The following is a 14454-nucleotide window of genomic DNA, read 5'->3' as shown; positions in this document are numbered from 1 at the left end:
GTCAAGCACGCAGCTCAGCATTGACTCCCTGCCGAGCCGTTGCCACGATGGCATCGACCAACTGATTGATTTCTTCGTCATTTAGCGTGCGCGATGGATGCTGCCAGGTCAAGCCCAAGGCCACACTCTTACGACCTTCGGCTACACCTTTGCCCTGATAGACGTCGAAAAGCGCCAGATCCGTCAACCATTCACCCGCCTCGGCCCTGACGCGGTCGAGCAGCGCCTGTACCGGTTGGTCCTCATCGATGACGAAGGCCAAGTCACGCCGCACCTCGGGGTAGCGCGACAGCGGTGCGAAGGCCGGGATACGGCCCTGACTGAGTGCATCCAGGCGAACCTCGAACAACACGGCGTCAGTCTTGAGGCCCAGCTTGCTCTTGACCGCGGGGTGCAGCGTGCCAATCCAGCCGGCTTCTTCACCGCGATGCAGGATCCGCGCGCACTGCCCCGGGTGGAGTGAGGGATGCTCGCCTGGTTCGAAACGCCAGGCGTCGGCGTCACCGCTGACCTCCAGCAGGCTCTCCAGATCTCCCTTGAGATCAAAAAAGTCCACCTTGTCACGGCCACCAGTCCAACCTTCGGGCAGACGCGAACCGCAAACGACAGCGCCTAGCATCGGCACCTGTTCAAGGTCATCGAGCTCGCCGCGGAAGACCAGGCCACTCTCGAACAGGCGCACACGGGTCTGCTGACGATTGAGGTTGTGTTCCAGCGCCCTCACCAGCCCCGGAAACAGACTGGCACGCATCACCGACAGGTCCGCGGAGATGGGGTTGGCGAGAACCGGCGATACCGCTTCAGGCAGCAAGGCCCGCTGCAGCTCAGGCGCGACAAAACTATAGGTAATCGCTTCCTGGTAGCCACGGGCCGTCATCTGCCTGCGCAATCTGCCCAGCGGGCTTTGCGCCTCATGGTCAGCCTTCAAGCCCAAGCGTACTGCGGGACGGCGTACCGGCAGACGATTGTAGCCATGGATGCGGGCCACCTCCTCGATCAGGTCTTCCTCGATCGTGATATCAAAGCGCCAACTCGGCACCTTGACCGTCCAACCACGATCATGGGCGTCAACCGCCATGCCGAGACGCTCCAGGATTTCGCTGACCTCAGCGTCGTCCAGGCGCTTTGACAGTGCCTTCGCCAACCGCTCAGCGCGGAGCGTGACGTCTCGCTGACCGGGCAGATGAGCGTCATCCGCCTGCTCGTTGAGCGGGCCCGGCTCGCCGCCACAGATCTCGATCAACAGCGCAGTCGCACGTTCCACGGCACGTCGCGTCAGCTCGGGGTCGACGCCCCGTTCGAAACGATGGGACGCGTCAGTGTGAAGCCCGTAGGAGCGGGCCTGGCCTGCGACCGCCAGAGGAGTAAAGAACGCGCCTTCCAGGAAGATATCTCGCGTCTCGGCCCCCACACCGGAGTGCTCGCCGCCCATGACGCCCGCCAAGGCCAGAGGACCCTTGTCGTCAGCAATGATCAAGGTGCTCGGATCGAGGGACACGGTCTGGCCGTCAAGCAGCACCAGCTCCTCACCCTGGCGCGCCAGGCGCACCACGACGGCACCCTCAAGATTGGCACGATCAAAGGCATGTAACGGCTGCCCCAACTCGAGCATGACATAGTTGGTGACATCAACGGCGGGGTCGATCGCACGCACGCCGCTGCGGCGCAGGCGCTCAATCATCCACATTGGCGTCGGACGGCTGATGTCGACACCCTTGATCAGGCGACCGATATAACGCGGGCAACGCTGAGCATCCTCGACGCGTACCGGGAAGGTCTCGTCGTGACGTGCAGCAACCGGGTCAATGGTTGGCTCAGTCAGGCCGAGACGATTCAGCACGCCCACTTCCCGAGCCAGACCCTGCACGCTCAAGCAGTCGCCACGGTTGGGCGTCAGGTCCACTTCAATGGTGTGATCATCCAGCGCGAGGTACTCACGCAGGGCCGTCCCCACCGGTGCGTCCTCGGGGAGCACCAGGATGCCTTCGGAAGTGCCTTCCTCAAGGCCCAGCTCCGATGCGGAGCAGATCATGCCGCGAGATTCGACACCACGCAGCTTGGCCTTCTTGATCTTGAAATCGCCGGGTAGCACGGCGCCGACGCGAGCAAAGGGAATCCGCTGTCCCACCGCCACATTCGGGGCGCCACACACCACTTGAACCGGCTCACCGCTGCCATCGTCAACCTGGCAGACGTTCAGCTTGTCAGCGTCGGGATGCTGGACCTTGTCGGTCACCTGTGCCACCACGACGTCGCTGAATGACGCCGCAACGGGCTCGACGGCATCTACCTCGAGCCCCGCCATGGTGATCTGGTCGGCCAGCCCCTGGGTAGACAGCTGAGGGGAAACCCACTCCCTCAGCCACTGTTCAGATACTTTCATGAGGACTCCTTGACGTCCTGTTCACGCAGTCAATGTTCTTCGAAGGGCCGCTGTGCGGGCCTCTGATCAATGGAACTGGCGCAGGAAGCGCAGATCGTTCTCGAAGAACAGGCGCAGGTCATTGACGCCGTAGCGCAACATCGCCAGGCGCTCGGCCCCCATGCCGAAGGCAAAGCCTGTGTAGCGTTCGGGGTCGATACCACCGTGGCGGAACACCTCCGGATGCACCATGCCGCAGCCCATCACCTCCAGCCAGCCGGTGTGGGAGCAGACCCGACAGCCTTCTCCGGCGCACATCACACAGGCAATGTCGACCTCGGCAGATGGCTCGGTGAACGGGAAGTAGGACGGACGGAAGCGCACGGACAGGTCGTCACGCTCGAAGAACGCCTGCAGGAAGTCTTCGATGGTGCCCTTGAGGTCCGCAAAGCTGACGTCTTCCTCGATCAGCAGGCCTTCGACCTGGTGGAACATTGGCGTGTGAGTCAGATCCGAGTCGCTGCGATACACCCGGCCCGGGCACACTATGCGGATCGGGGGTTCCTCCGCCTTCATGGTGCGCACCTGTACGGGAGAGGTGTGCGTTCTCAGCAGTCGCGTAGCATCGAAATAAAAGGTGTCGGCCATGCCGCGGGCAGGATGGTGGGCAGGAATATTCAGCGCTTCGAAGTTGTGGTGGTCATCTTCAAGCTCAGGCCCTACCGCCACATCGTAGCCAATCCGCTTGAACAGTCCCTCGATCCGCTCCAGCGTTCGAGTCACCGGGTGCAAGCCACCAGCGGGCTGGCCGCGACCGGGCAGAGTGACGTCAAGACGCTCCGCAGCGAGCCTGGCGTCCAGTTCTGCCTTGGCCAGGGTGTCACGACGTGCCTCAAGCTCCTTGGCCAGCTCCTGCTTGGCCTGGTTGATGCGTTCACCTGCGGCCGGACGCTCTTCCGGCGGCAGCTTGCCAAGCCCCTTGAGCAGCGCCGTCAGCTCGCCTTTCTTGCCCAGATACCTGACACGAATATCGTCTAGCCCGGCCATGCCCTCGGCGGACTGGATGGCGTCGCGAGCTTGTTGAACCAGATCGGGAAGGTGGTCCATACGTTGAGCTCCGGTAGCGTTGATCTTTCTTTAGTGGAGAGTAGCGATGATAAAAGGGTCGCCAAAAAAACAGGGGAAGAGCGGCTGCTCTTCCCCTGGGGCGATCATGCACTGACCCTCCTTCAAGAGGGTCAGGTCATCCATCGAACGCGCTTACTGGGCAGCCTTGGCCTTTTCCACGATGGCAGCAAATGCCGCCTTCTCGTGAACAGCCAGGTCAGCCAGGACCTTACGGTCGATTTCGATGCCGGCCTTCTTCAGACCGCCAACAAAGCGGCTGTAGGACAGACCGTGCTGACGAGCACCGGCGTTGATACGCTGGATCCACAGGGCACGGAACTGACGCTTACGCTGACGACGGTCGCGATAGGCGTACTGACCGGCCTTGATGACGGCCTGCTTGGCTACGCGGAAAACACGCGAACGGGCACCGTAGTAACCCTTGGCCTGCTTCATGATCTTCTTGTGACGACGACGGGCGACGACACCACGCTTGACACGAGTCATAGCACTCTCCTGACGTTAAAGGGGGTTCACCAAGGATTAGACGTACGGCAGCATGCGACGCACGAGTGCCTTGTCGGCATCGTGGATCTGCTGCATGCCGCGCAGCTGACGCTTACGCTTGGTGGACTTCTTGGTCAGAATGTGACTACGGAAGGACTGCTTGTGCTTGAAGCCGTTAGCAGTCTTCTTGAAGCGCTTGGCAGCGCCACTGTTGCTCTTGATCTTCGGCATGAGAATAACTCCGCTCGAGTTTCTTTAGAAAATTCGGGGCCAATGGCCAGCTCTGGAGCTGGCCATTCGTTGGACGGGCCGTCGAATCACTTCTTCTTGGGGGCAATGATCATGATCATCTGGCGGCCTTCCATCTTGGGGAAGGACTCCACGGTACCGATCTCTTCGAGATCGGCCGCGATCCGCTCCATCAGCTTGCGGCCGATGTCCTGGTGCGCCATTTCACGCCCGCGGAAACGCAGGGTGACCTTGCCCTTGTCGCCACCTTCGAGGAACCGGATCAGATTCTTCATCTTGACCTGATAGTCACCCTCGTCGGTGCCAGGCCGGAATTTGACTTCCTTGACCTGGATCTGCTTCTGCTTCTTCTTCTGAGCAGCTTTCTGCTTCTTCTGCTCGAAGACGAACTTGCCGTAATCCATGATCTTACAGACGATGGGATCGGCATTTGAAATCTGCACGAGGTCAAGGCCTTCAGCCTCGGCGCGCTCAAGAGCATCGCGGGTATCCACGATACCAAGCTGTTCGCCGTCAGCAGCGATCAGGCGGACCTGATCTTCGGTGATACGCTCGTTCATTGGCGGACGCTTGTCCTGGGGGCGTCCTCTGGGGTTGCTTCGCTTGATGGTTCCGTCTCCACTATAGCTTTGGAAGGTGCGAGAGCTGGGAAGGTGCGTGCCTTTACGAGCTTCGCACGAGGGGGCGGCCCATGCCGCCTACCCGTTAGTACCGCTCGGCCTGAACTCGCTCGATGAAGGCATCCACCGTCATGGTGCCTAGATTTTCGCCGCTGCGCGTACGCACAGCCACCGAGTCGGCCTCTACTTCCTTATCTCCGACCACCAGGAGATAGGGTACCTTCTGCAACGTATGCTCGCGAATTTTAAAGCCGATCTTCTCGTTCCTCAAGTCCGACTTGACGCGTAAACCGATTTTTTGCAGACGAGAGGTCAAAGCTTCGGCATATTCCTTCTGCGCGTCGGTGATAATCATCACCACCGCCTGCTCAGGAGCCAGCCACAAAGGCATGGCACCGGCATAGTGCTCGATCAGGATGCCGATGAAGCGCTCCATGGAGCCGACAATGGCACGATGCAGCATGACGGGTGGCTTACGCTCGCCCTCTTCTGTCACGTATTGGGCACCTAGGCGAGTCGGCATCATGAAGTCGACCTGCATGGTCCCGACCTGCCATTCGCGACCCAGGCAGTCCTTCATATGGTACTCGATCTTGGGACCATAGAAGGCACCTTCGCCAGGAAGTTCCTGCCATTCGACGTCGCAGGCCTCAAGCGCACCGCGCAGTGCGTTCTCGGCACGATCCCACGTCTCGTCATCACCGATACGCTTCTCAGGGCGCAGCGCGATCTTGATCGCGATGTCTTCGAAGCCGAAGTCACTGTAGACCTTCAGTGCCTGACGGTGGAAGCTGGTCACTTCAGGCTGGACCTGCTCTTCGGTACAGAAGATGTGCCCGTCGTCCTGGGTGAACGCACGCACGCGCATGATGCCGTGCAGCGCACCAGAGGGCTCGTTACGATGACACCCGCCAAACTCGCCAAAGCGAACCGGCAGTTCGCGATAACTGCGTAGTCCGGAATTGAAGACCTGAACATGCCCCGGGCAGTTCATCGGCTTCAGCGCGTATTCACGCTTCTCGGACTCGGTGAAGAACATGCCGTCGGCGTAGTTGTCCCAGTGGCCAGACTTCTTCCACAGCGACACGTCCATGATCTGCGGGCAGCGGATTTCCTGATAGCCGCCCTCCTTGTAGACACCGCGCATGTACTGCTCGACACGCTGCCACAGCGTCCACCCATTGGGGTGCCAGAACACCATGCCCGGAGCTTCTTCCTGCATGTGAAACAGGTCAAGACGACGCGCCAGCTTGCGATGGTCACGCTTCTCGGCCTCTTCCAGCCGGTGCAGATAGGCCTTGAGCTGCTTCTTGTCGCCCCAGGCGGTGCCGTAGATACGGGTCAACATGGCGTTGTCCGCATTGCCGCGCCAGTAGGCGCCCGCCAGCTTGGTCAGCTTGAACGCCTTCAGGTGACGGGTGTTGGGCACGTGAGGCCCGCGGCACATGTCGGTGTATTCCTGATGCCGGTACAGCCGGATGGTATCGCCCTCGGGAATGCCGCGAACGATTTCCTGCTTGTAGGGCTCGTCGCGATGCAGGAACTCGAGCATCGCCTTATCGCGATCCACGTACTCGCGGACCACATCGTATTCTTCATCGATCAGCTGCTTCATGCGCTTCTCGATGGTCTCGAGGTCTTCCGGGGTGATCGACTGGCCGAAATCGATGTCGTAATAGAAGCCGTCGGTGATCACCGGGCCGATGGCCATCTTGGCCTCGGGATAGAGCTGCTTGACCGCGTGCCCGATCAGGTGGGCGCAGGAATGCCGGATGATCTCCAACCCTTCCTCGTCTCTTGCGGTCAGGATCGCCACCTCGGCGTCCGTCTCGATCAGGTCCGCGGCGTCCACCAATACGCCGTCGATCTTGCCAGCCACGCAGGCCTTGGCAAGTCCCGGGCCGATGCTTTCGGCCAACTCCATGACGCTAAGGGGGGAATCAAAGGTTCTCTGACTGCCGTCAGGCAGTGTCACGATGGGCATGCAAGCTGTCCTTGTGCGCAGTGGTGATCCATACCAGGGATCACGTGTCGCCAAAATGGATTCAATGGGTGAAACAGCGACATAGCCTACCAGAAGCAGCGTCGTCGACGCCACGCTCTACCTTCGCGGCGGGCGAATGTCGCAACAATCTTGCGCGACCAAACGCAGCGAGGCGCCCGAAGGCGCCTCGCTGATGTCGTCGCGCTCGATCAGCTGATCGAGACAGACTCGGTCAGGGCAAACTTACTGCCACTCACCCAGCTCGACACGACGGTTTTCCGCACGACCTGCATCAGTGTCGTTGGTAGCGATCGGCTGTTCTTCACCGTAGCCGATAGCACGCATGCGGTTCGGCTGCACGCCCTGGCTGGCCAGGAAGCGAGCAACAGAAGCGGCACGCTCCTGAGACAGCTGCTTGTTGTAGGTGTCGGAACCGACGCTGTCAGTGTGGCCTTCGATGCGCACGCCGACGTTCGGGTTGGCACGCAGACGCTCAGCGATGCCGACCAGTACCTGCTCAGCCTGAGCTGTCAGGGTGGCGGAGTCGAACTCGAAGTTCACGTCACGCAGGACCAGGTCCTTTTCGCAGCCCAGGGAGTTGACCTGGACGCCAGCCGGAGTACCCGGGCACTGGTCCTGGAAGTCCGGCACGCCGTCGTTGTCGGAATCCAGCGGGCAGCCCACGGCGTCAACCGCGACACCGGCCGGAGTACCCGGGCACTGGTCGTTGGCGTCATAAACGCCGTCACCGTCGGAATCCTTCGGAGCGTCCATCGGCTCTTTGTTCGGCTCAGCACACAGCAGAGCGCCAGCCACGGTGCCGACAGTAGCGCCAACAGCTGCGCCGGTTTCTTCGTCGTCGTCGCTGGTGGTGCCGTAGCCGATGCCGCCGCCGATCAGGCCGCCAGCAATACCACACACCATCGGGTGCTGGTACCACGGCTTAGCGTCGCTCATGCCGGAGGAAGACTGTGAAGCGGAGCTGGCGCAGCCAGAGAGGCCGACAACCAGAGCAGAACCGAGCAGCAAGCCAGTCGTTGATTTTTTCATTTAAGACTCCTTCTTCTTTCTGACACTCAATGCTGAATACGGGTAACCCTGTTCTTCAGCGGGTCCAATGTTGTGCCGATCGAGAAACAGGATAGGTACCCTACTTCCTCATAGGCAAGAAAAGCATGAAATATCGCGACTAGCCAGTCTGATAGCCTTCGATATCTCAACGTCTTCCGCCGACGGCCCATCGTGCAAGAAATGCGCTGCACGACCAATCCCTTGCAGGCGACATCATGACGTATCGCTTCTGTACAATCAAATTAGCACAGCCGATAGACGCCCGTCATTCACTTCATCGAACAGTGTTCGAGATCGCTCAATTGAGACTGTCGGGGTAACGGGCCTGAAAATCCAGCGCAGCCTGTGCCGCAGCCAGCACATCCTCACGATTTGCCTCTTCCACGGCCAACCTCTGCTTGTCCTCGGCAAACCGTTCTTTCGGTGTAAGTGCCTGACGAGCCTGGTGCGTGTGCAGATGCCGTGTCTGCTCGTACACCTCTGCAACAACGCGAAACTCGCGCCGCTCAAGCAGCGCAGGGTCGATCAGTTCAAACAGGACTTTAAGGCGCCAGCAGCCCTCTGTCACATCGACTTGTCGCTGCACCAGGGCCGACGCAACCAGTCCGAGATTTTCCAGGCCGTTTTCCCGCGCGCGACGTTCCTCGTCTTGACGGAAGGCCTCGCGGCGACGCACTTCCTTGCGCAGTGACCAGGCGTACCCGCCCATGCCTGCAATCACGGCACAGCCAATTCCCAGCAGGACAAGTGCAAGCGTCGTGGACATAGAAGCCCCCTTTGCAATGGTCAAAGGGCGCATTCTACACATCCTGACAATGGGCGGAACCGATTTCGCCGAGGGCGGACGCCCCCATCCGCGCCAGCAGACCTGCACAGCGGCAGTCGGTCTCGGCCCCCTTTCGAGGAAGCATAGCGGCTATCAGTGACGATCAGATGAACCCATGCCCCAGACCTACCACCGAGCCCTAACATTGAAGGCCAAAACCGAGGCATGAAATTGACGCCTAAGCCCGAGACCTAACACCCGGGCCTAAATCCCGGGAATACCTAAGAGCCCATCTGCAAGGGCGAACCTGAAAGAGAGCATCAGGCCCAGAGTGTCAGCACCAGAGACAGGTAGTGGTCGCTCAGCAACGCCAGAAACACGCCCAACAGATAGCGTATCGAGAACCAGAATGCCTGCAGCGGCACCTGTTCATCGCGACCACGCCAGACCCTCAGGTTCCAATGCATGAACCGTATATTCAGCAGCAGGACGCAGCATAAGTACCACCATCCACTCATGCCAATGACAAATGGCAACAGCGTCGCCGCGACCGTGAGCCAGCCGTAAAGCCACACCTGCAAACGCGCAAAGTCCAGGCCATGGGTCACCGGCAGCATGGGAATTCCGGCCTCGGCGTACTCGTCTCGCTTGTAGATCGCCAGGGCCCAGAAGTGCGGAGGTGTCCAGGCAAAGATAATCAGCACCAGCAACAGTGGCTCGGGCGCCATGGTGCCCGTCACCGCGGTCCAGCCCAGCAGCGGTGGCGCGGCCCCGGCAACACCGCCAATGACGATGTTCTGCGGTGTGGCCCGCTTGAGAAAGACGGTGTACACCAGCGCGTAGCCCACCAGCGAGGCCAAGGTCAACCAGGCCGTCAGGTCATTGACGGCGATGGCCAGCACCCCTACCCCCACCACGCACAGCGACAGCGCCCACCCTAATGCCAGGGGCGTTGATAGCCGACCTGAGGCCAGCGGCCGGCGAGCGGTGCGCCCCATTCTGGCATCGAGCTTGCGATCCACCACATGATTGATCGCTGCGGCTCCGGCCGCAGACAGGCCAATCCCCATTAGACCGAGCACCACCGTATCGAGCGGCGGCAAGGGCACCGCCAGCAGCATGCCCACCAGGACACAGACCAGCATCACCGCCACGACACGCCACTTGCACAGCACCAACAGGTCACGCCATACGGACACAGGCGCCATGCCGGAACCTACCGCTTGGCCATCACGCATGTAGCCACCCCCGCTTCTTGCGCTGGGGCTCACTACCGACATCTTGCCCAGAGCGTGAAGGTATCAAAGAGCCTGCGCTGCCGACTCGCCGCCGGTCGGCGTCCAGGTCATCCACAGCCAGCACCAGCGACGTTGGTCGACGTTGGCGGACCACCACGGCCGTGCTGTAGCGCTGTTTCCAGACCACCAGAGTGAACGTGAACACCAGCAATACCGCCCCTGCTGTATGCAGCAACGCCAGGCCAAGGGGTAGCCACCACAGCACATTGGCCACGCCCAGTGCGACTTGTAGCAGTAGCGCGGCAGCCAAGCTCGCCAGCCAGGGCCGCATCTCGCGACGCCGCCAGTAACAGACCACGACGACCATCAAGGCGATGCCCAGCAATCCTGCTCCAAGGCGATGGGCAAGGTGGATGGTGGTTCGCGCCTCAGCATGCAAAGCCCCATGCAGGTAAGTGGGCCCCACTGCCTGGGTGAGATGAAAACCTTCCCCCCAATCGGTCTCCGGCCACCATTGTGTGTTGCAGGTAGGAAACCCCTGGCAGGCCAGTCCGGCGTAATTGCTCGACGTCCAGCCACCCAATGCCAGCTGCATCACCAGTAGCAACAACGCGATGGTCAGCACACGACCGGGCCGACGCGCTTCGCCAACACCTTGGCCGCGGGCCAGGCGCCTCATGCGAAGATGCAGCCAGACGAAGAGGCTCATCACAGACAGTCCACCCAGCAAATGCAAGGTGACGACCTGAGGCCACAGCTTGAGGGTAACGGTATAAGCGCCAAAGGCGCCCTGCACCATCAACACTGCAAACAGCAGCAGCATCTGGCGCCAGGGCATGCCTTGCCGTCGACGGTGAGGCCAGGCGATCACCAGCAGGCTGACCACCAGCAATCCCAGCCCGCTGGCCAGATAGCGATGGATCATCTCCATCCAGGCCTTGGTGGCATCAAGCGGACTGTCGGGACTGTGTCGCAGCGCTTGGTCAGCATCCGGCACCATGAAGTTGCCATAACAGCCCGGCCAGTCCGGGCAGCCAAGCCCCGCATCAAGCAGCCGGGTCCATGCCCCTGCCAGAATCACCACCGCCGTGAAAGCGGCCCCCGCCAGGCTCAACACTCGCAACCAGAACAGCCGCCGATCACTCATGGGCCACCTCCCTGCTGACCAGCGACGTAAAAGCCTGTGCACTAGACAAGGCCATTGGCCGCGTCTCCGCCCAGGCCTCAGCGCCAGCTATAGCGATTGCATCAACGCGACCACCGAGAAAAGACATTGATCCGGACATCGAAGGAGGCCCATCAAGTGCGCCGGCAACCCCAGGCGTAGCCTGCTGATGCCTTGCCGCGGCTGGCCACTCTGGATTGCGTTTGAACAGGTGCTCGATGTCATCCATCACTGCCCTGGTCTCTGTACCATCGGCATAGGCCACTGCCACATTCCCAACGGGATCCAGCAACCACGCTCTGCCTTGGCCACTCCACTCTGGCACCGTCGACCAACGCCAGAGGGATTCGCCGGGTAACGCAGGCGGCGTTCCGCCAATGCGAAGCCTGGTCAGCCGATGCGCTTCCTTACCCAATGCACGGTGCAACCGCCACCAACGGTCAGCATCTGCTTGGCAGCCACTACCGCAATCAAACACCAGCCGCCACGCCCTTGAACTCGCCATGGGTTCGCCGCTGGCCTGGCTGTCCTCATCAGCAGACCCTGTCACCCCCTGCCCCGTCTCCAGAGCCTCGATGGGCCACTCCGACAACACCGGCACCTGGCTGTCGAGCGAGCCGTGTGCCGTTCGCTCAACGGGGATGCCGATACGCCATTCGGCCATGATCCACGCTACCAACATCGGTGCCACGAAGATCGATATCAGAGCGATCAGTTTCGTGCGCTGCCATGCCAATGCCGTCATGGGCCCTCCCGTATTTTCGGTCGCTACCGTGCATCAAGGTCTGTCTTGATCAGCTGGTCCTGTCGCATCCGCCTGGCACCCACCACCAAAGCGATCGTCGCGACCCCTGCCAAGGCCCACCACTGCACCGCATAGGCAAGATGGCGCTCGGGGGGCATGACGCTGGGCACCCACCAATCAAGCAGATGGCCCTCGCCTTGCCGCTGGTGCAGCCAGCCGGGGTAGGTGAAAGGCTGCTGCCAGCTGGCCAGCTCGATTCGCTGCAACCGAGTGCCCTCGAGATTGTCACCAAAGCGTGGCGCACGGCGGCTGTCGATCTGCCATTCGCCGCTGATCGTGACCGTACCCTCTGGCGTATCAGCGCTCGGTGCCATCCTTGAAACGCCGGTCTCCATAAACCCGCGCTCCACCAACCAACGCCGTCCCTCCAGGTCAACAAAGGGTGTGAGCACCGCCACACCCAGTTGCTGACCAAGGGTGCGATTGTCCAGAAACAGGGTTTCGGCACCCATAAACCGCCCTTGTAACGACACTCTTGCGCCGTCTGGCGGTACTGTCTCTGGCATGTGCACCGTCGGTGCCGTATCGCGATGTTCCAGATAGAGGCGCTTGTCGGCAGCCCGCTCCCACTGCCATAGTCCCAGGCACACTCCCAGCACGATCAGCGCTGCGCAGAGCACGCACCACACCACCAATCGGGGCGACCACCGCCACTCACTGTCACCGGAACGGACGCTTGCCATGCTGCTCAAATCCCTGATCCTGATCGTCTTCATTGCCATGCTGACCAGCCTGGCCGCAGGCGTCGGATTCTTGCTCAAGGACGACAGTCAATCTCGCCGCCTGCTGATCTCACTCAAGATCCGCGTTGGCTTGGCTGCCCTGCTCCTGGGCTTGTTGATCTATGGTTTTGCCAGCGGCACGCTTGGCTGAACCGATCAGTCCGTGACCCGCCCGGGTCGTTTTCTGTCTTGAGCATGTCTGTTTCAGTCAGCCCTGTCTCATTCAGCCCTGTTTCAGTCAGCCCTATCCCAGCAAGCCCTGTCTCAGTCCACTTCTTCTCGACCGCTTCAGCCTTGTTGGTCTCGCCCCCCATGTGCCTTGAGGCGAGGGACGCGGGCTTGCCATCACCCGGTGCCTGTCAGCGTCAGAAGACGTAGACGAAGATGAAAAGCCCAAGCCATACCACGTCGACAAAGTGCCAATACCAAGCTGCGGCCTCGAAGCCGAAGTGGTTGGCGCCACTGAAGTGTCCCTTGCGTATGCGCAGCAGGATGCTGGCGAGGATGATGGTGCCGATGATGACGTGCAGGCCGTGAAAGCCTGTCAGCATGAAGAAGGTTGAACCGTAGATGCCGGCTTCAAGGGTCAGCCCGAGGTGATGGTAGGCCTCGTAGTACTCCACTCCTTGAATAATGATGAAGCAGGTCCCCAGCAGTACGGTGCCGAACAGCCAGTTATGCGTTGCCTGTCGCTCCCCCATCTTCAGCGCTTCATGAGCCACGGTAAGAGTGATGCTGGATGACACCAGCAACAGCGTGTTGACCAGCGGCAGCTGCCACGGACTGAGAGTCTCCGCGGGTCCCGAAATGCGGCTATCCGGCGGATCGAGCAATGGCCAGCTGGCCGAAAAATCAGGCCAAAGCAGCGCCGTCACCCCCTTGGCGCCTTCGCCATCCAGCCAGGGCAGTGCCAAGGTTCTCACGTAGAAAAGTGCGCCAAAGAAGGCCGCAAAGAACATGACCTCAGAGAAGATGAACCAGCCCATGCCCCAGCGGAACGAGCGATCCATCTGCGCGTCGTACAGGCCTGCCATGGACTCTCGAATCACATCGCGAAACCACAGCACCATGACGGCGAGAATCCCCACCAACCCTGCCAGCATCAGCGGCGACCCCACGGCTCCATGTACCAGCCAGGTGCCGCCTCCGACCATCATCACGCCCATCGCCAGAGAGCCCAGAATTGGCCACTTGCTGGTTGCGGGAACATAGTAGCTGCCACCACTCATGTTTCACCTCCTGAGAACCTGTCCGCCCAGCGCCGTGTGGCCACAGCGTCAATGTGCTTGCCATCGTCCGGCATCGCGGCTGTTACGGTGTCGTTTTCCTGGGGATATAGGGTGTACACCAACGTCACGGTCTTGATCTCGGGCGGCAAGTCCCTCGTCAGCTGAAACACCAGCGGCGCCGTAAAGCTTTCGCCCGCCGCCAGACGCTGGTTCTCGAAGCAGAAGCACACCAGCTTGCGGAGATGTAGCGATGCCGGCGACGGCGTCACACTTGGCACAACTCGGGCCACCAGCGAGCGCTCACCAAGATTGCGAAAGGTGAAGTGCACCTCTGCGCTCTGCCCTGGATGCACCCGGATCTGTCGCTCCTCCACCTCCAGCCGCCATGGCAGGCCAGCCGCACCACGTGTCACGAACTGCATGGTCACGGTACGCTCGGCATCCACCTCCTGGTGCACCAGAGACTGAGCGCTGGACGCCGTCTTGCCGTTCAGCCCCGTCACCTGACAGAAGACGTCGTAGAGGGGCACCAGCGCGAAGGCAAAGACGCACATACCCGCCAGCACCACCAGGGTCTTGATGACGGTGCGTCGCACCTGCGGCCTGCGCTCCTCGACGACATTCACCAT

15 protein-coding genes are annotated in these 14454 nt (G+C 61.0%); 1 reads left to right on the top strand and 14 read right to left on the bottom strand.

Annotation, left to right across the window (positions count from 1 at the left end):
* Window position 1 precedes the first annotated feature (1 nt).
* The 12 genes from pheT to KUV86_RS00075 all read right to left on the bottom strand — a co-directional run bounded on the left by pheT (window position 2) and on the right by KUV86_RS00075 (window position 12557).
* A complete protein-coding gene (gene pheT / locus KUV86_RS00130) occupies window positions 2–2383 on the bottom strand; it encodes a phenylalanine--tRNA ligase subunit beta (RefSeq protein ID WP_222483226.1) in 2382 nt (793 codons plus the stop codon).
* Window positions 2384–2449: 66 nt separating this feature from the next.
* Window positions 2450–3469 carry a phenylalanine--tRNA ligase subunit alpha gene (pheS, locus tag KUV86_RS00125; protein WP_206938518.1) on the bottom strand — a complete coding sequence of 340 codons (1020 nt, stop codon included), beginning with the start codon at window positions 3467–3469 and terminating at the stop codon, window positions 2450–2452.
* Window positions 3470–3622: 153 nt separating this feature from the next.
* Complete coding sequence (gene rplT, locus KUV86_RS00120; protein WP_045991494.1) at window positions 3623–3976, bottom strand: 50S ribosomal protein L20; 354 nt, start codon at window positions 3974–3976, stop codon at window positions 3623–3625.
* Between the two features lie 36 nt (window positions 3977–4012).
* The gene (gene rpmI / locus KUV86_RS00115) at window positions 4013–4207 is read right to left on the bottom strand and encodes a 50S ribosomal protein L35 (protein ID WP_045991495.1); all 195 of its coding nucleotides are present in this window, start codon (window positions 4205–4207) and stop codon (window positions 4013–4015) included.
* Between the two features lie 86 nt (window positions 4208–4293).
* Window positions 4294–4833: a translation initiation factor IF-3 gene (gene infC / locus KUV86_RS00110; protein WP_315857894.1), complete on the bottom strand. Its 540-nt coding sequence runs from the start codon at window positions 4831–4833 to the stop codon at window positions 4294–4296.
* Between the two features lie 97 nt (window positions 4834–4930).
* Window positions 4931–6829: a threonine--tRNA ligase gene (gene thrS / locus KUV86_RS00105; protein WP_222238398.1), complete on the bottom strand. Its 1899-nt coding sequence runs from the start codon at window positions 6827–6829 to the stop codon at window positions 4931–4933.
* A 243-nt stretch (window positions 6830–7072) separates the two neighbouring features.
* A complete protein-coding gene (locus KUV86_RS00100; RefSeq protein WP_206938504.1) occupies window positions 7073–7879 on the bottom strand; it encodes an OmpA family protein in 807 nt (268 codons plus the stop codon).
* Window positions 7880–8198: 319 nt separating this feature from the next.
* The gene (locus KUV86_RS00095) at window positions 8199–8666 is read right to left on the bottom strand and encodes a DUF2489 domain-containing protein (protein WP_206938501.1); all 468 of its coding nucleotides are present in this window, start codon (window positions 8664–8666) and stop codon (window positions 8199–8201) included.
* Between the two features lie 320 nt (window positions 8667–8986).
* Entirely contained in the window at window positions 8987–9904 is a 918-nt protein-coding gene (gene cyoE, locus KUV86_RS00090; RefSeq protein ID WP_222483225.1) for a heme o synthase, read from the bottom strand.
* Complete coding sequence (locus tag KUV86_RS00085) at window positions 9897–11051, bottom strand: COX15/CtaA family protein (RefSeq protein WP_222483224.1); 1155 nt, start codon at window positions 11049–11051, stop codon at window positions 9897–9899. The genes cyoE and KUV86_RS00085 overlap by 8 nt, the downstream gene beginning before the upstream one ends.
* The gene (locus KUV86_RS00080; RefSeq protein WP_222483223.1) at window positions 11044–11814 is read right to left on the bottom strand and encodes a hypothetical protein; all 771 of its coding nucleotides are present in this window, start codon (window positions 11812–11814) and stop codon (window positions 11044–11046) included. Before KUV86_RS00080 ends, KUV86_RS00085 begins: the two co-directional genes overlap by 8 nt.
* 23 nt (window positions 11815–11837) lie before the next feature.
* Window positions 11838–12557, bottom strand: coding sequence for an SURF1 family protein (locus KUV86_RS00075; RefSeq protein WP_222483222.1), 720 nt, complete (start codon window positions 12555–12557; stop codon window positions 11838–11840).
* Here KUV86_RS00075 and KUV86_RS00070 point away from each other — a divergent pair.
* Window positions 12556–12747 carry a DUF2909 family protein gene (locus KUV86_RS00070; RefSeq protein WP_206938492.1) on the top strand — a complete coding sequence of 64 codons (192 nt, stop codon included), beginning with the start codon at window positions 12556–12558 and terminating at the stop codon, window positions 12745–12747. The two genes, KUV86_RS00075 and KUV86_RS00070, sit on opposite strands and share 2 nt — an antisense overlap.
* A 214-nt stretch (window positions 12748–12961) precedes the next feature.
* Here the strand turns inward: KUV86_RS00070 and KUV86_RS00065 are convergent, their stop codons facing one another.
* Together KUV86_RS00065 and KUV86_RS00060 are read right to left on the bottom strand one after the other, a co-directional pair.
* Complete coding sequence (locus KUV86_RS00065) at window positions 12962–13825, bottom strand: cytochrome c oxidase subunit 3 (protein WP_206938490.1); 864 nt, start codon at window positions 13823–13825, stop codon at window positions 12962–12964.
* Window positions 13822–14454 (bottom strand): cytochrome c oxidase assembly protein, encoded by a 633-nt coding sequence (locus KUV86_RS00060; RefSeq protein WP_222483221.1) that lies wholly within the window; start codon window positions 14452–14454, stop codon window positions 13822–13824. Before KUV86_RS00060 ends, KUV86_RS00065 begins: the two co-directional genes overlap by 4 nt.

It is taken from the genome of Halomonas sp. DP8Y7-3 (assembly GCF_019801675.1).
GTDB lineage: Bacteria > Pseudomonadota > Gammaproteobacteria > Pseudomonadales > Halomonadaceae > Halomonas > Halomonas litopenaei_A.
Note: the sequence above shows the minus strand (reverse complement) of the source record. Positions and strands in the feature narration are given on the sequence as shown.